The organism is Stenotrophomonas sp. GQ19 (assembly GCF_059758695.1).
Map to the genome: position 1 here is coordinate 187,043 of NZ_JCAXES010000009.1, position 22,618 is coordinate 209,660.

Consider the following 22,618-nt stretch of genomic DNA (forward strand, 5'->3'; position numbering starts at 1 on the left):
CCCGCTTACCGCCATGTCCCTGCGCTCTGTGTTCCTGCTTGCCGCACTGCTTCCCGTCACGGCCATGGCCAGTGGCAGCGCCGACGATGGCAGCTGCCGCAACGGCGCCTTTCCCTCGGAACAAAGCGGCTTCGCGCTGGCGAAGGTGGTCGGTGCATCGCGGCTGTACCTGTTGAGCGACACGGAGGGCTGCCCGGCGCGCGGCGAACCGGCGTGCCGCCAGCGCAGCTACGTGGTGCCCGGCGATACGTTGATCACCGGGCGCGACAAGGATGGGTACCGCTGCGCGTTCTTCCCCAACAAGGGGGGCGGCAGTGCGGGCTGGGTAGCCAGCACGCGTCTGCAGCCGCAGCCGCTGCCACCGCCGACGCTGCAGGCATGGGCCGGTGATTGGCGCGATGGCGATGACCATCTGGTCATCGGCGTGCGGGGCGGCCAGTTGCACGTGGAGGGCGATGCCTACTGGCCGTCGGCCAATCCCACCCCGGAGGTGCGCCCGTACGGGCCGAACATGGGCCAGGTGGAGGCGCTGGCCGCGCCAACGGGGAACACGGTGGCGTTCCAGGACGCCACCTGCACGCTGCGCGCCCACCTCCTGGGCGACTACCTGATCGTGGCCGACAACAGCGAATGCGGTGGCATGAACGTGCGCTTCAACGGTGTGTACCGGCGTACCCGCCCGCAGCGGTAACACCGGACAGGGCCCGGCGCGAGGGTGGCCGGCCGGGCCAGTACACGACAACCACGTGCGTCAGGCTGCCAGCCCGGGTACCGGGCGGGTCTGCATGTCCGCGTCCAGCGCGCGGCGGCGCGCCCGGGCCCGGGCTACCCCGCGCCACAGCAGCGCGGCTTGGCCCAGTGCCAGCGCACTGGCCAGCAACAGGGCCAGGGTGCTGGCAGCGGCGGCCACGATGCGGCGCTGGTCGGCATCGGTATTCACCTCCAGGCGCAGGCCGGCGGCATCTTCGTGGCGGCCCACCACCAGGCCGTCCACCGTGAACGGCACCGGTGTGGCCAAGGTGGTCATCGCCTGCTCCCAGCGATCCAGCACCGATTCGGCACGCACGTCGGCCGCATCGAGCCGCACCGCGTCGGCATCGCCCCGCAGGTCATGCGGGGTGGCCAGCACCACGCCGCCCTGCTGCAGCGACAGCAACTGCGGGGCAAGCGTCTGCAGCTGCCGCGCGATGGCGATACCGGCATGGCCACGGGTAATGTCCTGCAGCGCGCTCAACTGGTGCGATGGCATCAGCATGCCGTCGTTGCCTTCCTCGACGGCACGGCGCAGTTCGCGGGCCAGGAGTGGCCAGCTGTCCAGGGCGAGTTCCTGGCCGTCCACGTCTGCCGTGGCGGCAAGCTCGTCCACGATCTCGCGCTTCAGCGCGTCGCAGTCCTCCAGGCCGGCGGCGCACGCCTGTTCGACGACCTCCACCAGGTTGCCCATGCCACTCACGATCTTGCCGCCGCTATGCTGCGCCGACAGTGCGGCCTGTGCGTAAGGATCGCTGCCGGCCTGCTGCAACATCAGCAGGCGCAGCATGGCCGACATGTTGTCTTCGCGGACGCTGACATAGTCGCCGCGATACAGCGACAGCAGCGCGTCGGGCATCTGCAGCCCGGGCAGCCTCACCGGCGTGCCACCCCAGCGCACGCGGCTGCAATCGGGCAGCACGATGGCCGCATCGATGTCCTGCAGGGGAGTGAGGGCGAGTTCGCACTGGCCTTCGCCGCGCAGCCTGACCCGGTCGCCACCGCGCGGCGGCCGCTGCGCCAGCGAAGCCGCGGTGGCATCGCTGCGGGTCTCTCCGCCACGCACGCCCTGCCACGCCAGCGCCATGTCGTCGGTGACGCCATGGCTGTTGAGCAGCGCGGCCAACAGTGCCACCAGCCCCACGGCCAGCAGCACCACATGATGGCCCCAGCGCGCCGCCGGGAAGCGACGTGCTTCGTCCACCTGCGACCACGCGCTGCCCATCGCCAGCACCTCGCCGCTGGTCGCCAGGATCTCCATCTCCACCGGCTGCCCGAGCGGCAACCGCCCGGAGTGCTGCCAGTGCGCCGGCATCTGTACCTGCAACGCATCGCCAAGGAAGTAGTGATAGGTGCGCAGGGCTGCATTGGTCGGATTGGGCAGCTCCACCAGGCGCAGCGGCCCGTGGACGCGGTTCACCGCCAGCGGCTTCGCCGGCGCGGCCGGGGCGGGGCGCCGCCACTGCCACCACACCGCTGCGCCGGCCATCGCCAGTGCCGCCAGCAGCAGCGGCACGCGTGCACCGCCGAGATCGGCATTGGCCACTACCAGCATCAGGACGAACGCGAGCACCCAAAGGCCGGCCATCTTCCACACGCGCGAGGTGGGCTGGCGCAGTGCCGCTTCCTCGGGCGTTTCCACGCGCCGTTCCCGTACCTCCACGGGCGTTTCTGCGATCTGTTGCACGGGCCTGCTGAGCGTGGCGTCGGCATCCGCAGGATCGCCCTGACCGGGCAGGGGCGGTGGCAGTTCGTCATCGCCGTGGGCACTTGCCTGCTGCAGGGTGCGGGCACGGCCGTCCACCACGGTGAAGCCGTTGAGCCGCACCACAATGGCCTGTTTGGCGCTCAGCACCACTTCGGCATCGTTGTCGTCGTCGTGCAGGAACGCCGGCGCGTCGTAGGGTAACAACACCTCCACGTTGCCCAGCGTGTCGTGCAGGGTCTGGGCGCCGTTGACCTCGAGGCCATGGCGGCTGAAGCGTCCACGCAGCGCCCGTACCTCCGGCGCCCAGCTCAGTCCGCCGGCCACGCGCAGCGGCTCCAGCGCCAGTGCTTCGTCGGGCGTCAAGGTGCGCAGCACGGGTGCTTCGCGCAGCTGCGCCAACGCACCGTGATTGTCGCTGCGACGCGACTTGTAGGACAGGAAGCTGAAAAGGGCCACGCCCAGCAGCACCAGTTTCAGGATGATCCAGAACGTCATCGCGTTGCTCCCGCGCGTGTGCGGTTGGGCCCGGACGGATCGGGCAGGAAACGCGTGCGATCGGCGCACGACATCATGTCGTTCATGGCTCCCTCCATTGGAGCGGCATTTGGCGGGCGCTAGTCTGCCGCGCGCGGCCGGATAGGGCAAATGGCATGCCTGCGTTTCTTGCGTGATGCCGCTCGCGGTGCAGCGGCGACAGCACGCCGACCGCTACGAATACCGGGCGTCGTAAACACGTCAGCGCGGCGGCGGTGGCGGTGGGCTGTACCCGGCATCGGGGGTGACGGTCACCGCCTGCAACGTCATCGGCTCGGCATCGGGCTGTTCAACTGACGCGATCGGCGCGGGCTGTGCAGCCGCTTCCAGCGCCTGGATGATGGCCTGCTGGCGTCGCTGGCCGTCGGCCACCTGCATCGCCATCATCTGCGCAGCGAATTCACGCTGACGCTGCTTGGCCACGTGGTCGCGCAGCAGCAGCCCCCCCACCAGCAGCAGTGGCACGGAAAGGAGCAGCACTGAGGCGATCAGCTGCGTGCGCTGGGAGGGGGTGTTCGACGGCTTTTCCATGTATGCGTGACCTGTCCTTGGTGTGCAGTGCGCAGGTAGTGTGCACGAGGCAGTCATGGCATGCAGAAACGGAGCGCACGTTGTGATGAATGGTGGCTGTGCGGGCAGCGTGCCGGGTTACGGTGTGCCGCGCGGGCGCCAACGCTCCAACCACCACAGCAGGCCGGCCACCATGAGGAAGCCAAGCAGCCACGGCCAGCGCGGGCCGGGCGCGGGAACGACCGCGGCGGTCGATGCGGCGGTGGCAGTGCCCAGCCGCAGCGCGGTGGCATCGCGGGTCTGCTGGCGGTGCATGGCCTGCGCGCGCGCCGGGTCGAACACGTAGAACGCCTGGGCGCGTGTGCCCATCTGCACCTGGTGCCAGCCTGGCTGCTGCGGCCAGTAGCCGGCACAGCGGTCGCCGGCGGTACCCGGGTCGATGTGCAGCGCTACCGTGGTGCCCTGCGGGCTGCGCACGGTGGTGCCGTCGGCCAGCGCGCACAGCGCGATGCGTTCGCCGGCCCAAGCCGTGGCACTGCCCAGGCGCACCGATGCAGGGGTCGCCAGCGGGCGCGCCAGCGTCGCCACCACGCTGCTCCACAGCTCGGCATGACGATCGTCGCGGCCGGCCAGCACCAGGCGGTAGCTGTCGGTGACGGGCAGCAGCGCGAGGCGACCACGGCCCACATCGCGCCAGCCGCCCAGCGCGGCACCGTTGGCATCGCGCAGCAGCGGCGTGGCATCCAGGGCGCGCAGGTTGAACTGCTCCAGCGCAGGCAACGGGGCGTTGTGCGAGGTGCTGTCCGCTTCGTCGATGGCGGCGGTGGGTGCGCTGGCCGCGCGCTGCGGCCCACGCCGCGCCTGCAGCAGCGCAGGATCCGGATCGGCGGCCAGGCGCAGCGGCAGGCTCTGGTTGCTGCCGCTTGTCGCCAGGCCCCAGCTACGCAGTGTCTGCCGCGTGCCATCAGTGAGCGGGCCGCTGCTGCGCACCAGTACGCCGAGGCCATCGCGCAGTGCCTGCTGCACGACCGCGCGCTGGGGCGGGCCAAGCGCGGCCACGCTGCGCTCATCGAGGATCAGCACATCGGTGGCGGCCAGACGCGCGGCGGTCAGGGCCACGGGTGCGTCGCCGAGCACCACCCCGGCGCCCGCACTGGCCTGGGCGTGCAACTCCAGGCCGGTATCGGTTGCCCAGCGGCGCAGATACTTCAGCTCCGGCGTGGGGGCGCCGGCCAGCACCAGCACCCGCACGCCGGGGGCGTCGTCGGTCTGCAACGGCACGGGCACGGTATCCACGACGTGCCTGTCGGCGTCGAGCAGGCGCAGGCTGAATTCGCTGCGGCCGCTGGCACGGGCAACGCCGTCCAGCGCGACGCTGCCATCGCGGCCGGGCGCGGCGCGGTCCACGACGATGCCGGCCGGATCAAGCAGTTCGGCGCGCGCACCGGTCACGCCCTGGGCCCGCGCCCGCACCGTGAACAGTGCGCCGGGGACGGTGATGGCCGGTGGTTGCAGAGCGACCCAGCCGCGGGGCGCGGCGGCTGGCTGCAGCGTGACCTGCCGGGGCAACGCGATGTCGCGGTCACGCGCCACCAGCCCATCGCCCTGCAGTACCAGGGCCTGCGTGCCGGGGTGCTGGCGCAATGCCGTGGCCAGGTCGGGCGCGACGCGGGCGCCGCTGCGCGCCGGCGCTTCCGGCAGTGCAATCACGCTGTCGTCGCCGGCTGCGTTCGGTGTGGCCGCCGCGTGGCCGGTCAGGATGGTCAGGCGCTGGGCGGCGATGTGCACCGGCGGTGGCAGCAGGGTGAGGTACAGCAGCGCGGCCGCGCCGACCTGCAGCACCAGCAGCGCGACGATGCGCGCGGTACCGTGCGTGGGGTTGCGACGCTGCTGCAGCAGCGTGCGAACGCTGCCGATCAGCACGATGGCCAGCAGTGCCGACGCGATCCAGGCGGCGTCATTCATCGCGTGGCCTCCAGGGCATCCAGGTAGGTCTGGCCCATGCGATCGGGAGGCGTGCGCCGCGACACCTGCGGACTGGGCCGCGACAACGCCCGCCACAGGCGCGCGCGCAGCACCGCACGGCACTCGCCGCAGTCCGGTGCAACCCGCAGCTCTTCGATGGCCGCGGCCAGGCTGAGCGGATCGGGCAGGCGGCTGTCGTTGCGCTGCAGCCACTGCGCGATGGCATCCAGGTCGGGCGTGCTGGCCGGGTCGGCAAGCTGTTGCCAGGCGCTCACGATGGCTGGCTCCGGCGCGGGCACCGCGGCGATGGGCAGGGTGCGGCTGCCGAGGTCGGTGCGGTCGCCGCTGAGCCGACGGCTTTCATCGATGGGCGGCAGTTCCGGACCCACCCGCGCCAGATAGATGCGCTCGGCCTGCTGCACCTGCTTGATGAAGGCCAAGGCCTTGTTGGCGTAGGGCAGCGCGGCGTCGGGCCGGCCCTGGCGCAGTTCGCCTTCGGACGACCACATCTGGTCCAGGGCGGCTTTCAGCGTGGCGCGGGTCTGCGGGTCGAGCAGGGTGGCGGCTTCGGCGTGGTCGTGGGTGTGGCCGTACTCGGACAGCACGTCGGTGGCGCTGCCGAACACCGGCGGTGCCTCCGGCGTGGCGCCTGCATGGTCATGGCCGTCATGGCCGGCCTGCGCGTGGTCGCTCTTTTCGGCCTGCGCATGCGCGTGCGCATCGGTGTCGTCGTGTGCATCGGCCGTGGGGGTGTCGCTGGTGGGCAGCGCGTCGCTGGTCGGCGGCGGCTTGGCGCCGCCTTCGCTCTCCTCGCCCAGGAACTGGCCGTAGCGCAGGCGCAGGATGCGCTGGTCCACGCCGATGGCATCGGCGCGCTTGATGAATTCTTCGGCAGGCAGCTGGCGACGCAGTTTGATCAGCGCCTCGGCGTCGATGATGATCTGGCGCTGGCTGCGGAAGTAGGCGGGCAACGTCTTCTTGACCATGCCGTCCAGTTCCGCGCCCTGCACCTGCTCCACGCTGGGCAGGCGCAGGATCACGCTGGTGCTCTGCGCGGTCTGTGGCGTGGGCACACGGTTGTCGCGCACCTGCAGTTGGGCGATCACATCGTTGCCCGGCTCGGCACCCAGCGCGGCCAGGTCCAGCGTGCGCGCGAAGCGGCGCAGCGTGGGCGTGCCGCTGCTGGCCAGAGTGAGGGTGTGTTCGCGGAAGGTGATGTTCTCGCCGCTGCCCTGGGCCAGGGTGATCTTCAGCTGGGCATCGGCAGCCACGCCGTGGTCGTCGCTGGCCTCGAACTGCAGCACCCACTGCCGCTGCCCGGGCGTGCCCAGCACCAGCGTGCGGTCCGGGGCGAGCACGCGCACGCGCGGCGGCTGGTCGGGCAGCACATCCAGGCGGTACAGGCGTGGCCCCGCCAGCGCCGGTACGGTGACCACGCGGTACAGCGCGGGGCGGTCGGCGGTCCATGTGCCGGTCCAGGTGTCGCCCGCGCGACGCAGGGCGACACGGCGGCCATCGTGGAACTGCAGCACGGCCTCGCTGGGCTGCGCGCTGAAGCGCAGTGACCACTGCAGCGCGCTGCCCTGCGCGACCTTTGCATCCAGTGTGCTCTGTACCCGGGCCGGTTGCCCGGTGTAGGCCGGGGCGTTGATCGCCAGCCGGCCGGACTGCAGGCGGGGCGGTTGTGCGGGCGTGGCAAGCGGGGCGGTGGCCGACGATGGGCGCGCGGTGCCGCCGCTGGTACGCGGCCATCCCAGTGCCAGCGCGATCAGCACCAGCGCACCCAGCCAGGCCACCAGCAAGGCGCGGCGCGGCCACGCCGCGCGCAGGTCGGGCGTTCGCGCCTGCAACGCGGCGTGGACATGCGCGCGCTGCCGACGCTGCAGGGGGTTGAGCGCATCGTCGGGCGCGAACAGCAGGTCGGCGCTGTCCTGCAGTGCGGCGTGGCGGTCGAGCTGGCGTACCAGCCAGCGCCGGTCCAGTTGGCGGCTGCGCCAAGTGGCCAGTGCCACGCCGGCCAGCAGCGCCACCAGCAGCACCACCGTGGCGATATCGAACCCGCCCAGGCGCAACGCCACGGCCGTGGCGCCCAACGCGAGCGGCAATGCCAGCAGCAGCGTCGACCACCACCGGCGTCGGCGTGCCTGCCGCCAGCGCTGCTGCAGGGCGGCGATCATGCCGTCCCCCCACGCCGGGGCGATGTGGCCAGCCAGCGTTCAAGCGCGAACAGCAGCACGGTCAATGCCAGCAGCCACGGTGCAAGGTCGAGCGGCTGCGGCGTGGGCGCTTGGGCACCCTGCAACGGCGCGTGCGCGCGCGCGGCTACCCACTGTGGCGCGGCGACCGGACGAACCAGCTGCAGCAGCCGTCGCGGGAACTCCGGGTCGCGCAGGCCCGGCGACGCCGCCGGTGACACTGCCGCGTGGAAGCGCAGCAGACGCCCGCTGCCGATGCGGTATTCGCTGAGCACCGCCGCGCCCTCCGCGTCGCGCAGCACCACGACCCCGGCCGCACCGGGCGGCGCCGGTGCGCTGCCCAGCACTGTGCCGCCGCCCGCCAGCCAGGCCTGCCAGGCCGGTGGCAGCGGGGCGTTGGACGGCCACACGCCGACCTCGTCGTTGCCGGGCACGGCCGCGTTGGTCGGTGCGAGCGGCGCGGCGCTCCAGGCGCGTTGCACCGCATCGAACACGCGCTGCGCCTGTGCATCGGCATCCACGCCCAGGTGCAGGCGCGGCGCGCGTGCCGTCGGCTGCGCCGGGCTCGGCTTGGCCGCCGCCAGCGGTTGCCACTGCACGGTGCGCGACAGTCGCGGGCGCTCGGCGTCCGTGCCGGGCATCGGGTCGGGCACGTAAACGGTCAAGGGGGTGCCGGCAGGCAATTGCTGGTCCAGCTCGCGCAGCAGGCTGGCCAGCGGCTGCGCGCCGGTGGGGGCGGGCTGATCCAGCGGCGGGAAGCTCGGTGCCAGCCAGCGCCAATCGGCGTTCGGCTGCCGTGCGTGCTGCGCGGCGACATCCAGCCCGGGGGCCACCGCAACCACCGGATGCGTGTCGGCAGCGCTGCCCTGCAGTACCGGGCGCGCCAGCAGCAGCGCCAGGGCGGCCAGCAGCGCCAGGCGCACCAGCAGCAGCGGCCACTCGTCGAAACGAACGCGTTGGCGCGGCCGTACCTTGGCGCGCAGCCAGCGCAGGGCGGCAAACTCCAGCGGTGCGTACTGGTGGCGGCGCGCCAGGTGGACCAGCAACGGCACCAGCCACGCAGCCAGCGCCAGCAGGCCCAGCGGGAACAGCAGCGCCAGGCTCATGCGCCGCCGCCCGGGCCGAACAGCTGGCGCAGCGGTGCATCCAGCGGTTGGTCCAGGTAGCCCACCGCATACGCGATGCCGCTGGCGTGCAGGCGTGCCTGCAGGTCGCGCTGGGCCTGGGCGAAGCGGACCAGGTAATCGGCGCGGATGGCGCGCCCGTCACCCAGCAGTTCCTCGCCGGTTTCCGGATCGCGGAAGCGGTGGCCGTCGGTGAACGGGAAGTCGCGTTCGTCGGCGCCCAGCAGTTGCACCTGCAGCACCTCGCGGCGCGCAGCGGCCAGGCGTTCCAGCAGCACGGTGCCGGCCGCGTCGAAGCCATCGCCGAGGGCCACCAGCAGGTCGCCGGGCTGCACGCGCTCCCATACCGGGCGCAGCTTGTCGGCGGGTGGCCAGCCGCCGTGGGTCTGCAGCTGGCGCAGCAGCAGGTGCACGCGGTCGCGCTGGCGCGGGCCGCTGCCAGCGGGTATCAGTTGCACGCCGTGGCCGTTGACGGCGATCACCCCGAAGCGGTCGCCCTGCTGCAGGGCCAGTTCGACCAGGCAGGCGGCCGTGGCGCAGGCGTGGTCCAGGCGCGACCAGTCCGGGCGGGCGCGGTCGTGCTGGGCGGCCGAGGCGCTGGCGTCCACCAGCACCCAGCTGGTGATCGGGCTTTCGCGTTCGGATTCGCGCACGAAGAAGCGGTCCGAGCGGGCGTACAGCTTCCAGTCGATCTGGCGCAGTTCGTCACCCGGCTCGTAGGCGCGGTACTGCGCGAACTCCAGCCCGGCACCGCGGCTGCGGCTGGCATGCTGGCCGATGCCGTGCGCACCCCGCGCACGCCGCGGCAACAGACGCAGCGCCTTCAGGCGGCTGCGCACGTCGGCGGGAATGGCGATGGGGGCGTGCAGCGTCACGGCGGGCTCAGGCGGGGAACGGCACGGCCTGCAGCAGCGCGGCGATCACATCGTCGGCACTCTTCTGCTCGGCCTCGGCGGCGAAGGACAACAGCAGGCGATGGCGCATCACCGGTGCCACCAGCGCCTGCACATCCTCACGGGTGGCGGCGAAGCGGCCCTGCAGCAGGGCGCGCGCCTTGGCGGCCAGCACCAGCGACTGCCCGGCACGCGGGCCGGCGCCCCACTTCACCCACTGGTTGATCGCCTCCGGCGCGGTAGTGCCCGGGCGGCTGGCGCGCACCAGCCGGGTGATCCAGGTGAGCACGTCATCGCTGACATGCACCTGGCGCACGGCGGCCTGCAGGGCCAGCACGTCGTCGGCGTCCATCACCTTGGGCACGCTGCCGGTCGCGCTGCCGGTGGTCTGCAGCAGGATGTCGCGCTCTTCCTGCTCGGTGGGGTAATCCACGCGCACGTGCAGCAGGAAGCGGTCCAGCTGCGCTTCGGGCAACGGGTAGGTGCCGGCCTGCTCGATCGGGTTCTGCGTGGCCAGCACGAAGAACGGGGCAGGCAGGGTGTAGGTGGTACCGGCGTAGCTGACCGTGCGCTCCTGCATGGCTTCCAGCAGCGCGGCCTGGGTCTTGGGCGGGGTGCGGTTGAGCTCGTCGGCCAGCAGCAGGTGGGTGAAGATCGGGCCCTGCTGGAAGCGGAAGTGGCGGTGGCCGGTGCCGTGGTCTTCCTCCAGCAACTCGGTACCCAGAATGTCGCTGGGCATCAGGTCCGGAGTGAACTGCACCCGGCGGAACTGCAGTTCCAGCGCCTGGCCCAGCGAGCGCACCAGCAGGGTCTTGCCCAGCCCCGGCGCGCCTTCGAGCAGGCAATGGCCGCCGGCCAGCAGGCCGATCAGCAGCTGTTCCACCACCGCGTGCTGGCCAACCACGGCCTGGCCCAGCGCGCTGCGCAGGTGCTGCAGTTTGGGTAGAAGGGCATCAAGGCGGTCGGGGGTCATAAGGCGCTCGCATCAATCGATGTAGAGCCACGCCATGCGTGGCTGAAGAATCAGGAAGAAACTAGTTGTTCAACGCGTACATCACGATGTTGACCGCGAAACGCGTGTTGTCTTCGGCCAGGAACCGCTTGTTGCGCCAGTCGTAGTCCCACTCGCAGCCGTAATCCTTGTTGCTGTAGAGCAGACCCAGCCGGCCATCCACCTCGATGCCCTTGAGGTAGTCATGCACCAGGTCATCGCCCCAGCCATTGAGCTCGAAGCCGGTGGCGGGCGGCCCGTCGGGGAAGCGGAAGAAGCTGCGGTACAGCGCGTGGCTGTTGGGCAGTTTGTTCAGCGCCTTGGGGCCGAACAGCTTGGCCATCTGCGCCTCGAACGACTTGGCAAACAGACCGTCGATGTCGTGGTTGCAGTCATCCACGAACACGAAGCCCCCGTTGCGCACATAGCGCACGAAGTTCTGCCGCTCGGCGGCGTTGAACTCCACCAGCTTGTGCCCGGCCAGGTAGCAGAACGGGGCTTCCAGCATGCGTGGATCGGACAGGGCGATGACATGCTCGGTCGGGTCCACGCGCAAAGAGGTGTAATCGATCAGCGAGGTGATCACGTTGGACGGCATGCGCGCATCCACGTCCCAGTCGCCGGAGTCGTACTTGAGGCGGGTGAACCAGAAGTCGTAACGACCGGCCTGGGCGCGCGCCAGTGAGGGCAACGCCGCGAATGCGGCGCTGCCCAGCAGCAGGCGCAGGAACTGCGCGCGGTTCATCCGTGCATCAGACCGCGTCGGACAACGAGGTGAAGGTGAAATCGCGCAATTTCATCGGCGGAATCATCATCACGAAGTTCGACTCGTCACCGGCCACGCGCACCGGCTTGCCCAGCTCTTCGATGTTGTTGAGCATGATCACCGGCGACTCGTTGAAGCGGAAATTCTTCACCGGGTACTTGATCTGGCCGTTCTCGATGTAGAAGGTGCCATCGCGGGTCAGGCCGGTCAGCAGCACGGTCTGCGGATCGACCATGCGGATGTACCAGGTGCGGGTGACCAGGATGCCCTTCTGGGTGCCGCGCACCAGATCGGCGGTGCTCTTGTCGCCGCCGCTCATCAGCAGGTTGCCCGGGGTGGCATTGGCGGTCTTGCCCTGCTTCTGCGCCCAGAACCGGGTGTACTCCAGGTTGGCGACCTTGCCGTTCTCGATGATCGGCAGCTTGCCGCGCGGCATGCCTTCGCCATCCCACGGCAGCACCGGGGCTTCGGGGTGCCACGGGTCGGCATGCATGTTCACGCGCGGGTCGTAGACCTGCTCGCCCAGCTTGTTGCCGCCGCCCTTCCTGGACAGGAAGCTGCGGCCTTCATCGGCCGAGCGCGCGCTGAAGAAATTCATCATGAAGCTGATCAGGCCCGCCGCGGCGGCCGGCTCCAGGATCACCGTGTACTTGCCCGGTTCCAGCGCCTTGGCTTCCTGCGATTCGGTGGCCTTGCGCATCGCGATCTGGATGTCCTGGTCGGCCTTGAAGTCGGCGGCATCCTTGAGGTTGCGACCCACCCAGCCCGAACCGCGGCCATCTTCTGTGCGCACGGTGCAGGTGTAATCGAAGTTGGTGCTGCGCTGGTAGCCGAAGTTGCCGTTGCTGTTGGCGGTGGCGTAGAAGCCCTGGCCGTCTTCCAGGAAGCCGGCGGCGATCAGGCCCTTGCCGCGGCACGGGGCGATCGAGTCGGCGGCGACCTTGGCGCGGAACGCCGGGTCGATGGCGGCGGTGGACGCGCTGAAGGTGGGGCTGGCGGTGTAGGTCTGCTTGCCGATGGCCGGCATGAACTCCGGGTTTTCCGGGGCCAGGCGGGCCAGGTCTTCGGCGCGGCGCACCACGCGTTCCAGCGCGGCATCGTCGAACTCGTTGATCGAGGCGGTGCCCACGCGCTTGCCAAAGGCCACGGTGACGGCCAGTTCGGTGTTGTCCACGATGCCGCTGGTGGAGACGTTGTTGAGCGCGAAACGGATGTTGCCGTTGATCGAGCCAGCCAGCACGGCGGTGCATTCATCGGCCTTGGACAGCGCGATGACCTTGTCGAGGATGGCCTTGGCTTGTGCTTCGGTGAAGATACTCATGATTCGTAGGCTCCTGACCGGTCAGCCGAGGCTGCGCGCGGTGTTGATGACGTTGATGCCGTTGAAGCGCGCAGTGGACGACCCGTGCGAGACCGCCGAGACCTGGCCCGGCTGGCCCTTGCCGTCGAAGAACGAACCGCCCAGGCGGTAGTCGCGTTCATCGGCCACGGCGCTGCAGGCGTTCCAGAATTCCGGCGTGCGGATCTGGTAAGCCACGTCTTCAAGCATGCGGGTGATCTTGCCGTTCTTGATCTCGTAGAACAGCTGGCCACCGAACTGCGCGTTGTAGCGCTGCTGATCGATGGAGAAGGAGCCGTCACCGATGATGTAGATGCCGTTTTCCACGTCCTTGACCAGGTCGGCCACGCTCAGCGGGGTCTTGCCCGGCGCCATCGACACGTTGGCCATGCGCTGGAACTGCACGCTGGACCAGGAGTCGGCATAGCAGCAGCCGTCCGAGGCGGTCTTGCCCAGGATGTGGGCCTGGTCGCGGATGGTCTGGTAGTCCACCAGCTTGCCGTCGCTGATCAGGTCCCAGCGCTTGGTCTTGACGCCTTCGTCGTCGTAGGCCACCGCGCCGAGGCTGCCCGGCTGGGTCTTGTCGGCGAAGATGTTGACCTTGTCGCTGCCGTACTGGAAGTGCTGTTCGCGCTTGTCCAGGGTGGCGAAGCTGGTGCCGGCGTAGTTGGCTTCGTAGCCAAGCACGCGGTCCAGTTCCAGCGGATGGCCGACCGATTCGTGGATGGTCAGCCAGGTGTGCGAGGGGTCCAGCACCAGGTCGTACTTGCCCGGCTTCACCGACGGTGCCTTCAGCTTCTCCTGCGCCTGCTTGGCCGCCGCGATGGCGTCTTCCTTCATGTCGTAGGAGGAGCTGTAGTTGACCACCCCGTTGGGGGTGAGCACCTTGCCGGCGGCGGCGCCATCGAGGTATTCGTAGCCCATGCCCATCGGCGCGGACAGGCCTTCGCGCGTGCGGAACTTGCCGCTGGCCTTGTCGATGGCGGTGATGGTCATCGGGGCCCAGATGCGGTGCACGTCCTGGTCGATGTAGGAGCCATCGGTGGAGGCGAAGTACTTCTGTTCGTTGACCAGGAACAGCATCGAGTTGACGAAGCTGGCGCCGGCGGCCATCGCCGCGGCGTTGACGTCCAGCAGCAGGTCCACCTTCTCCTTGATCGGCACGTCCATCGCATTCTTGCGGATGGGGGTCTTCCAGCTCACTTCCCCCACGCCGGGTGCGGCGGCCAGCTGTACCGGCGCGGTCTGCACGCCCGAGTTGGCCTTGGCGATGGCGGCCGCCTGCTGCGCGGCGCGCGCCACGTCGGCGGTGCCCAGCTGGTTGGTGGCGGCAAAGCCCCAGGCGCCGTTGACGATCACGCGGATGCCCACACCGGTGGATTCGGTGTTGACCACGTTCTGCACCTTGTCTTCGCGGGTGATCACGAACTGGCGCAGGTAGCGCCCGATGCGGACGTCGCAGTAGGTGGCGCCGGCCTGGCGGGCAGCGGCCAGCGCGGCGTCGGCCAGGCGCTTCTTCAGCCCCAGGTCCAGCGTGCTGTGCAGCTGCTCGGCGGCGATCACCTTGCCGAAGAATGACGGCACGATCAGTCCGCCAGCGGTAAGCCCGGTGAGGGCGAGGAAGTCACGTCTTTGCAAGGCAGCTCTCCACGTCGGTGTGGGGGTGGCAGGGAAACGGCGACATCACAGCGACCGCCGGGGCGGTGGCCCCGATTCTTGCGGCCATCGGAAGGGGGCGTCAAATGACGAAATGCAGGGTAGGCAGGGAATGCTCATCCCAGGCTGCGCGCGGTGTTGATGATGTTGATGCCATCAAAGCGCGTGGTCGACGAACCATGCGACACCGCCGAGACCTGGCCGGGCTGGCCCTTGCCGTCGAAGAACGAGCCGCCGAAGCGGAAGTCGCGTTCATCGCAGATCGCGCTGCAGGCATTCCAGAATTCCGGCGTGCGGATCTGGTAAGCCGCATCTTCGACCATGCCGGTGATCTGGCCGTTCTTGATCTGGTAGTACAGCTGGCCGCCGAACTGCGCGTTGAAGCGCTGCTGGTCGATGGAGTACGAGCCGCGGCCGTGGATATAGATGCCGTTCTCCACGTCCTTGATCATGTCGGCCACGCTCAGCGGGGTCTTGCCCGGGGCCAGCGAGACGTTGGCCATGCGTTGGAACTGCACGCTGGACCAGGAATCGGCGTAGCTGCAGCCGTGTGATTCGGTCTCGCCCAGGATGTGCACCTCATCGCGTGTGGCCTGGTAGTTGACCAGGATGCCGTCCTTGACCAGATCCCAGCGCTTGGTCTTGACCCCCTCGTCGTCGTAGCCCACCGCGCCCAGGCTGCCGGGGGCGGTCTTGTCGGCGAAGAAGTTGACCCGCTCGCTGCCCCAGCGGTAGCCGGCGTCGCGCTTGTCCAGGGTGGCAAAGCTGGTACCGGCGTAGTTCGCCTCGTAGCCCAGCACACGGTCCAGCTCCAGCGGGTGGCCGACGTTCTCGTGGATGGTCAGGAACAGGTTGGACGGGTCCAGCACCAGGTCGTACTTGCCCGGCTTCACCGACGGGGCCTTGAGCTTCTCGCGCGCATGCCGCGCCGCGGCGATGGCATCTTCCACCGGGTCGTAGGAATCACGGTAGGCGGTGATGCCGCCGGGCAGGGCGATCTTGCCGTTGGCATCGCCGTCCAGGAATTCGTAGCCCATGCCCATCGGCGAGGACAGCCCGGCGCGCGTGCGGAACTTGCCGCTGCTCTTGTCGATCGCGGTCGCGGTGAACGGCAGCCAGATGCGGTGCACGTCCTGGTCGATGAAGGAGCCGTCGCTGGAGGCGAAGTACTTCTGTTCGTTGACCAGGAACAGGGTGGAGTTGATGAAGTTGGCGCCGGCATTGAGCGCGGCGGCGTTCAAGCTCAGCAGCAGGTCGACCTTGTCCTGGATCGGCACGGCCATCGCGTTCTTGCGGATGGGCGTCTTCCAGCTCACCTCACCCACGCCCTGCACGGATGCCAGCTGGACCGGACGGGTCTGGATGCCGGCGTTGGCCCGGGCGATGGCGGCCGCCTGTTCCACTGCGGCCTTCACTGCGGCCGGTGTCTGCTGGTGCGTGGCGGCAAAGCCCCAGGCGCCGTTGACGATCACCCGGATGCCGATGCCCGACGATTCGCGGTTGGTGACGTTCTGCACCTGCGCCTCGCGGGTGATCACCGACTGGTTGAGGTAGCGGCCGATGCGTACGTCGCAGTAGCTGGCCCCCAGCCGTTTGGCGGTCGCCAGTGCCGCGTCGGCCAGCGCCTTCTTGCGGGCCACGTCGCCCGGCTCGAGCAGCTGCTCGGCGGCGATCAGGCGGGAGTGCGGCAGCATCAGGCCAGCCAGGCCCATTCCAGACAGCGTCAGAAACTCACGGCGTTGCACAGCTTGCGATTCCCCGGGTACGGTCGCGGGCAAGGCGCCGGCGACAGTGGACAAGTCCTCGACTTTCGGTGGCAGGCGGCAGTGGCACAAGTGACTGCGGTCATGGTTGGATGTGTCTTGTCCAATTCATCTTGAGCATTGCATGAGCCAGCAACGTTGGTCCGAGGCCTGCGAACGCAACCGTGAGCCGATTCTTGCGGTGCTGCAGCGGCACCTGCACGACCGCACGCGCGTACTGGAGATCGGCAGTGGCACCGGGCAGCACGCGGCGTACTTCGCCGCACAGCTGCCGCACCTGCAGTGGCAGGCCAGCGACCACCCGGACTACCTGCCGGGCATCGCCGAGCGCCTGGCGCAGGCCGCGCTGCCCAATGCGCCCGCACCGTGGCCGCTGCAGGCGGTGCTGTCGCCCCGGCCGGGCCTGGGCCCGCTGCCGGAGGCGCCGCGGGGCTTCGATGCGGTGTTCAGTGCCAACACCCTGCACATCATGAGCTGGACGCACGTGCAGGCGTTGTTCGCCGGGTTGCCGGCGGTGATGGCGGACAACGCGCTGCTGTGCATCTACGGGCCGTTCAATGACGGCGGTGCGTTCAGCAGTGACAGCAACCGGCAGTTCGATGGGTGGTTGAAGGCGCGCGATCCGGACTCGGGCATCCGTGATGCGGAGGCGGTGGACGCGTTGGCGGCCGCGCAGGGGTTACGGCTGGTGGAGGATGTGGCGATGCCGGCCAACAACCGGTTGCGGGTGTGGCGGCGGGGGTGATCAGGCGGTGGTGGACTGCGCGGCCAGCCGCGAGGCGGCAGTGCGAAGTCCTTGGAAGATCGGTTCGGCAACCTGCATCGGGAAGCCGTCCGGGAGCATCCCGCCGACGTGCCGGATGGCGGGTTCAACCTGAGCCAACAGTTCCTCGATCCACGGCTCGGCCCCGGCCGCAATGCCTGCGGTACGGGCGGTTTCATTCCAGTGACGACGGAGAATGGTGAGCAGCTTCCGGTGCCGGTTCTTGCCCCGCACCGACATGGCCAGCTGGGCATCGTGCGGATCCAGTTTCCCCGGACCGCGGCCCAGGATGGGATAGACCGAGAGCACGTCGTAAACCGGTGTGAGGCGGAACCTGCCCCCGGCGTGAATGTGGACACTGAAATTCTTGGCATGACCATCGGTGGCGGCCAGCATCCAGAACAAAAGCTGCGTCTTGAAGAAGTGCTCGCGATCCTGTGCGTGGTCCGATTGCCTCAACAGCGCCAGGATCTCGAGCATGCCGGGGCCGCCATCGGATTCGTACTTCTTTGCGCTGGGGAGTCCAAACACCTGACACATGTCTTCCTGTGGAAGCCGCAGCCACCACTGCCCGCTACGTGCCAGACGCCGATCGAAGCGTTCGACGATGAGCGCACGCTGGTCCTCGAAGCGGCCCATCTCCGTGTGCGCCGTCGGGATGTTGAACGCGCCGATCAGCTGCATGCAGAGCCACTCGTTCTCTACCGACAGCTGCATGTCGGCGCGCATGTTGCCAACCAACCCAAGCGGCAGTTTGAAGATGTGGGTGGTGGGCGTGCTGCCCGCTGGCAGGCACCATGTGCCACCGTGCCAGAGCAGCGCGGTCTTCTCCTGCGCCCCCGCGATGGAGATGCGGAAATCATCGGCCTGGCGTGGCGAAGTGCCAGGCACGGGTAACCTGGTCACCCCACGCAGCACATCGGCAACCTCTGCGTCGGAGAGCGGCCGGCACTGGATACTGTGCAGATCCGCAGGGCGCGTGCCATCGGGCAGCAGTTGCACCGCGCCCACGCAATCGCGGCCAATGGCCTGAAGCAGGTCGAAGGTTCCTGCGGTGTGCGTGCCGAAGCGGTCACGCAGGCGATTGCGGATGCCATGGTTGTCGGGGAGCAGATTGTCAAAGTAGTCCGAGACGACGTGACCTCGGTGGCTTGCCCCTGCAGGCAGCAGGGGCAGGGACAAGGACAACGGCCGTGGCGATTCCGACTCCAGCCAGGACGATGCGTAGGTCAGTTCCGCGGGCGCGTTGGCGCTATGGCGCCACGTGGCCACCTCGCTTCCGTTCATCCAGACCTTCAACGCTGCCATCGCTACCACTCCATCTCTGGCGGCTGTGCGGTGGGTGTGGCGCGCTGGAGCGACACCTCAAGACCCAACACGGCCCACACCTTCATCAGCCGCTCAAAGGTCGCGGCTTCGGGTTCGCGCTCAAGCGCGGTGATGGCCTGACGCGACACCCCCAACCGTTCGGCAAGCGCGGCCTGGCTGTAGCCCGCCTGTTTGCGAAAAGCGCGCATCAATGCGCCCAGTTGATGAGGCGTGCGTACGACGCGGCTGTCATTGCTCATGGGTGTCTGCTCTGCTGGACGACGAGTGCCGCCAAGCCACCGGGTGAACCATATCCGGGGTTCGACGCGCCGGTTGGGACCGCAATCCCGCTATGAAGGAAATCAATCGCAACCTCTTCGCAACCTATAGGTTGCTTGGGCCAAATGCAACCCATACATTGCATTTACGAAATGCAATGTATACGTTGCTTTTCCCGTGGTGAGACGGGTCTCACTCTGGCAATGTTCCTACCGGTGTAGCCGAACGCTGACATCACACCCGATGCCAGCGTTCGCTTACCTCATGCCACCTGCACGATATGCAGGGCGCGCGGGTTCTTCCACTGTGCCAGCAAGGTGGCTTCGCGTGCCTTGGCCTTGTGCAGGTGCGCTTCCTTGACGTGCCCGTAGCCGCGGATGTGTTCGGGGATGCTGGCGATCTCCACCGCCAACGCCACGCGGTCATCGCGCAGCCCCTCCAGCAGCAGGGCCACGGTCTGTTCGTAGTCGGCGATGAGCTGGCGTTCGCCACGGCGTTCGGCGGTGCGGCCGAACACGTCGAAGGTGCCGCCGCGCAGGAACTTCAGCTTGGCCAGCAGGCCGAACGCCTTGAGCATCCACGGGCCGTATTCCTGCTTGATCAGGCGGCCCTGCTCGTCCTTCTTGGCAAACAGCGGCGGGGCCAGGTGGAAGCGCACCTGGAAATCGCCCTCGAACTGCTGCTGCAGGCGGCGCTGGAATTCGCCGCTGGTGTACAGCCGTGCCACTTCGTACTCGTCCTTGTAGGCCATCAGCTTGAAGTAATAGCGCGCCACGGTTTCGGTCAGCGCGGTGCTGCCCACCGCGTCCCACTCGGCGGCCCGCACCTTGTCCACCAGCGCGCGGTAACGCGCGGCGTAGGCGCTGTCCTGGTAGTCGGTGAGGAAGCGCACGCGGCGTTCGACCATCTCGTCCAGCGAGCGCGACAGGCGCTCGTCGTCCAGCGGCAGGAACGCCACATCCTCGCCCACGCCATGGCCGGGCAGACCACGCAGCTCGCGCTCGTCGCCGGTATCGCGCGGGGCTGCGTTGGCGCCCCATTCGTTGCCTTCCCACTCGCCCGGCGGCAGGTCGTGCAGCGGGCCGGGCGTGCGCTCGGCATCGGTGTGGCCGTTGCGCACCAGGCCGGCGGCCTGCTGCACGGCCTGCGGGTCCACGGCGGCCAGGCGGCCCCAGGCGAACGCCTGCTGGTTCATCTGCACGGCCGCGCCGTTGAGTTCCACCGCGCGCATCAGCGCCTCGAACGAGATCGGCACCAGCCCCTGCTGCCAGGCATAGCCCAGGATGAACAGGTTCGACGCGATCGCATCGCCGAGCAGGGCGGTGGCCAACTGGGTGGCATCGAGCAGCAGCGGCTCGCGCCCGCCCAGCGCCACGCGGATGCCGGCGATGATGTCGGCCGCGGGGAACTGCATGTCCGGGCGCGTGGTGAAGGTGCCCGGCATTGCTTCATAGGTGTTGAGCACCACCTGCGAGCGCTCGGCGCGCACCTTGGACAGCGCCCAGTAGTCGTTCACCACCACCATGTCGCAGCCCACCACCAGGTCGGCTTCGCCGGCGGCGATGCGTACCGCGTGGATGTCTTCGGGCGTACGTGCGATGCGGATATGGGTGGTGACCGCGCCGCCCTTCTGGGCCAGCCCGGTCTGGTCGAGCACGCTGGCGCCCTTGCCTTCCAGGTGCCCGGCCATGCCCAGCAGTGCGCCGATGGTGACCACGCCGGTGCCACCGACGCCGGTGATCAGGATGTTCCAGGGCTGTTCCAGCGTAGTGCGGAAGGTCGGTGCCGGCAGGTTGTCCAGCAGCGCGGTCTTCGAACTGCGCGCGCCCTTGCGCGGCTTGCCGCCGTGCACGGTGACAAAGCTGGGGCAGAAGCCGGTGGTGCAGCTGTAGTCCTTGTTGCAGTTGGACTGGTCGATGTCGCGCTTGCGCCCGAACTCGGTTTCCTTGGGCAGCACCGACACGCAGAAGCTCTTCTGCCCGCAGTCGCCGCAGCCTTCGCAGACCAGCGAATTGACCACCACCCGCTTGGGCGGGTCGACCAGCTTGCCGCGCTTGCGGCGGCGGCGCTTCTCGGTGGCGCAGGTCTGCTCGTAGATCAGGATGCTGGTGCCCTTCACCTCGCGCAGCTGCTTCTGCACCGCGTCCAGCTCGGCGCGGTCATGGAATTCCACGCCCTCGGGGAACAGCTCGCGCTTGTTCCACTTGCCGATCTCATCGCTCACCAGCACGATCGTCTGCACGCCTTCGGCACGCATCTGGTGGGCGATCTGCGGCACGCTCAGGGTGCCGTCCACCGGCTGCCCGCCGGTCATCGCCACCGCGTCGTTGTAGAGGATCTTGTAGGTGATGTTGACCCCGGCCGCGATGGCCTGGCGGATTGCCAGCGAGCCACTGTGGAAGTAGGTGCCATCGCCGAGGTTCTGGAATACGTGTTCGGTGTCGGTGAATGCGGCCTGCCCGGCCCAGGTGACACCTTCGCCGCCCATGTGGGTGAAGGTGTCGGTGCTGCGGTCCATCCAGGTGACCATGTAATGGCACCCGATCCCGCCCAGCGCGCGCGAGCCTTCCGGCACGCGGGTGGAGGTGTTGTGCGGGCAGCCGGAGCAGTAGTGCGGCACGCGCGGGAAGCTGGCGCGCGGCAGGGCCAGCTCGGCTTCCTTTTCGTCCATCCAGCGCAGGCGCTGTTCGATGGATTCATTGGTGAAGAAGCGTTGGATGCGGCGGCCGATGACGCCGGCGATGGTGGCCGGGGTCAGCTCGTTGGTGGACGGCAGGATCCAGGTGCCCGCCTCGTCGTACTTGCCCACGATCGACGGGCGCGGGCCGGCACTGGCCGGCCAGTTGTAGAACTGCTCCTTCATCTGGCGCTCGATGAAGGCGCGCTTTTCCTCCACCACCACGATGTCTTCCAGGCCCTGCGCGAAGCGCGCGATGCCCACCGGCTCCAGCGGCCAGGTCATGCCGACCTTGTACACGCGGATGCCGATATCGGCGCAGGCCTGCTCGTCCAGGCCCAGGTATTCCAGCGCCTGCAGCACGTCCAGGTAGCTCTTGCCGGTGGTAACGATGCCCAGCCGCGCACGCGGGGAGTCCATGACCACCCGGTCGATGCCGTTGGCACGGGCGAAGGCCTGCGCGGCGGGAACCGCATAGCGGTGCAGGCGCATTTCCTGGTCCAGCGGCGGATCGGGCCAGCGGATGTTGAGACCACCGGCCGGCATCTCGAAGTCCTCGGGCAGCAGGATCTTCCGCGCGAACGGGTCGACCTGCACCGAGGCCGAGGATTCCACGGTCTCGGCAATGGTCTTGAAGCCGATCCAGCGCCCGGTATAGCGGCTCATCGCCCAGCCGAGCAGGCCCATGTCCAGGATGTCCTGCACACCGGCCGGGTTGAGCACCGGCATCATCGCGCTGACGAACTCGTCCTCGCTGCCATGCGGCAGGGTCGAGCTGCGGCAGGCATGGTCGTCGGCGGCCAGCGCCAGCACGCCCCCGTGCACCGAGGTGCCGGCCGCGTTGGCATGCTTGAACACGTCGCCGCAGCGGTCCACGCCCGGGCCCTTGCCGTACCACATGCCATACACGCCCTGGACCTTGGCGCCCGGGAACAGGTTGGTCTGCTGGGTACCCCAGACCATGGTGGCGCCCAGGTCCTCGTTGAGGCCGGGGGTGAACTTCACCCGCGCCGCCTCCAGGTGCTGGCGGGCCCGCCACAGTTCCAGGTCGAAGCCGCCCAGCGGGCTGCCGCGGTAGCCGCTGATGAAGCCGGCGGTGTCCAGCCCGGCCGCCTCGTCGCGCAGGCGCTGCATCAACGGCAGCCGTACCAGCGCCTGTACCCCGCTCAGGTAGATGCGGCCATCGGTACGGGTGTACTTGTGGTCCAGCGTATAGCTGGCGTCCAGGCCACCGGCGTCGGGCTGGTTGGCGGAGGAGGGCGAGGTGAGTTCGGCGGTACTGGTCATGGCTGGCCCGGGAAGTCGGCTGGCACGGCCGCAGCAAACACGACCGGAAAGGCGCGGATTGTAGCAGTGGCGCCGAAATGGACCTCGGGCACTCGCGTCCGGGCGCACGC

General features: G+C 68.9%; 16 protein-coding genes. 2 read left to right on the forward strand and 14 right to left on the reverse strand.

Translation table 11 applies throughout. The features are described 5' to 3' along the window. The first annotated feature begins 13 nt into the window (after nucleotides 1-13). The gene (locus AC6CHL_RS16615) at nucleotides 14-691 is read left to right on the forward strand and encodes a hypothetical protein (RefSeq protein ID WP_498295391.1); all 678 of its coding nucleotides are present in this window, start codon (nucleotides 14-16) and stop codon (nucleotides 689-691) included. Nucleotides 692-751: 60 nt separating this feature from the next. Here the strand turns inward: AC6CHL_RS16615 and AC6CHL_RS16620 are convergent, their stop codons facing one another. The 11 genes from AC6CHL_RS16620 to AC6CHL_RS16670 all read right to left on the reverse strand — a co-directional run bounded on the left by AC6CHL_RS16620 (nucleotide 752) and on the right by AC6CHL_RS16670 (nucleotide 16,176). Further along, on the reverse strand, nucleotides 752-2,953 hold the full coding sequence (locus AC6CHL_RS16620) for an IgaA/UmoB family intracellular growth attenuator (protein ID WP_498295393.1): 2,202 nt from the start codon (nucleotides 2,951-2,953) through the stop codon (nucleotides 752-754). 240 nt (nucleotides 2,954-3,193) lie between these two features. After that, nucleotides 3,194-3,523, reverse strand: a complete 330-nt coding sequence (locus AC6CHL_RS16625) for a hypothetical protein (protein WP_448132678.1) — start codon at nucleotides 3,521-3,523, stop codon at nucleotides 3,194-3,196. Between the two features lie 117 nt (nucleotides 3,524-3,640). Then, a complete protein-coding gene (locus AC6CHL_RS16630; RefSeq protein ID WP_498295394.1) occupies nucleotides 3,641-5,467 on the reverse strand; it encodes a hypothetical protein in 1,827 nt (608 codons plus the stop codon). Next, nucleotides 5,464-7,644, reverse strand: a complete 2,181-nt coding sequence (locus AC6CHL_RS16635; RefSeq protein ID WP_498295395.1) for a hypothetical protein — start codon at nucleotides 7,642-7,644, stop codon at nucleotides 5,464-5,466. Before AC6CHL_RS16635 ends, AC6CHL_RS16630 begins: the two co-directional genes overlap by 4 nt. After that, nucleotides 7,641-8,762 (reverse strand): BatA domain-containing protein, encoded by a 1,122-nt coding sequence (locus AC6CHL_RS16640; protein WP_498295435.1) that lies wholly within the window; start codon nucleotides 8,760-8,762, stop codon nucleotides 7,641-7,643. Before AC6CHL_RS16640 ends, AC6CHL_RS16635 begins: the two co-directional genes overlap by 4 nt. A 2-nt stretch (nucleotides 8,763-8,764) precedes the next feature. Next, nucleotides 8,765-9,661: a DUF58 domain-containing protein gene (locus AC6CHL_RS16645; RefSeq protein ID WP_498295397.1), complete on the reverse strand. Its 897-nt coding sequence runs from the start codon at nucleotides 9,659-9,661 to the stop codon at nucleotides 8,765-8,767. A 7-nt stretch (nucleotides 9,662-9,668) separates the two neighbouring features. Further along, complete coding sequence (locus AC6CHL_RS16650; RefSeq protein WP_447591211.1) at nucleotides 9,669-10,652, reverse strand: AAA family ATPase; 984 nt, start codon at nucleotides 10,650-10,652, stop codon at nucleotides 9,669-9,671. Nucleotides 10,653-10,713: 61 nt separating this feature from the next. After that, nucleotides 10,714-11,415: a DUF4159 domain-containing protein gene (locus AC6CHL_RS16655; protein WP_038691357.1), complete on the reverse strand. Its 702-nt coding sequence runs from the start codon at nucleotides 11,413-11,415 to the stop codon at nucleotides 10,714-10,716. 7 nt (nucleotides 11,416-11,422) lie between these two features. Next, nucleotides 11,423-12,757 carry a TldD/PmbA family protein gene (locus AC6CHL_RS16660; protein ID WP_498295399.1) on the reverse strand — a complete coding sequence of 445 codons (1,335 nt, stop codon included), beginning with the start codon at nucleotides 12,755-12,757 and terminating at the stop codon, nucleotides 11,423-11,425. Nucleotides 12,758-12,778: 21 nt separating this feature from the next. Continuing rightward, complete coding sequence (locus AC6CHL_RS16665) at nucleotides 12,779-14,413, reverse strand: TldD/PmbA family protein (RefSeq protein ID WP_038691354.1); 1,635 nt, start codon at nucleotides 14,411-14,413, stop codon at nucleotides 12,779-12,781. A gap of 134 nt (nucleotides 14,414-14,547) precedes the next feature. Beyond that, the gene (locus AC6CHL_RS16670) at nucleotides 14,548-16,176 is read right to left on the reverse strand and encodes a TldD/PmbA family protein (protein ID WP_498295401.1); all 1,629 of its coding nucleotides are present in this window, start codon (nucleotides 16,174-16,176) and stop codon (nucleotides 14,548-14,550) included. Between the two features lie 142 nt (nucleotides 16,177-16,318). Between AC6CHL_RS16670 and AC6CHL_RS16675 the strand changes: the two genes are divergently transcribed. Beyond that, nucleotides 16,319-16,939: a DUF938 domain-containing protein gene (locus AC6CHL_RS16675; protein WP_498295403.1), complete on the forward strand. Its 621-nt coding sequence runs from the start codon at nucleotides 16,319-16,321 to the stop codon at nucleotides 16,937-16,939. On the opposite strand, the gene AC6CHL_RS16680 is transcribed toward AC6CHL_RS16675, so the two are convergent. From AC6CHL_RS16680 to AC6CHL_RS16690, 3 genes are all read right to left on the reverse strand, one after another. After that, complete coding sequence (locus tag AC6CHL_RS16680; RefSeq protein WP_463600111.1) at nucleotides 16,940-18,265, reverse strand: type II toxin-antitoxin system HipA family toxin; 1,326 nt, start codon at nucleotides 18,263-18,265, stop codon at nucleotides 16,940-16,942. 2 nt (nucleotides 18,266-18,267) lie between these two features. After that, entirely contained in the window at nucleotides 18,268-18,525 is a 258-nt protein-coding gene (locus tag AC6CHL_RS16685; RefSeq protein ID WP_137191396.1) for a helix-turn-helix domain-containing protein, read from the reverse strand. Nucleotides 18,526-18,806: 281 nt separating this feature from the next. Further along, entirely contained in the window at nucleotides 18,807-22,508 is a 3,702-nt protein-coding gene (locus AC6CHL_RS16690) for an indolepyruvate ferredoxin oxidoreductase family protein (protein ID WP_498295405.1), read from the reverse strand. Nucleotides 22,509-22,618: the final 110 nt, after the last annotated feature.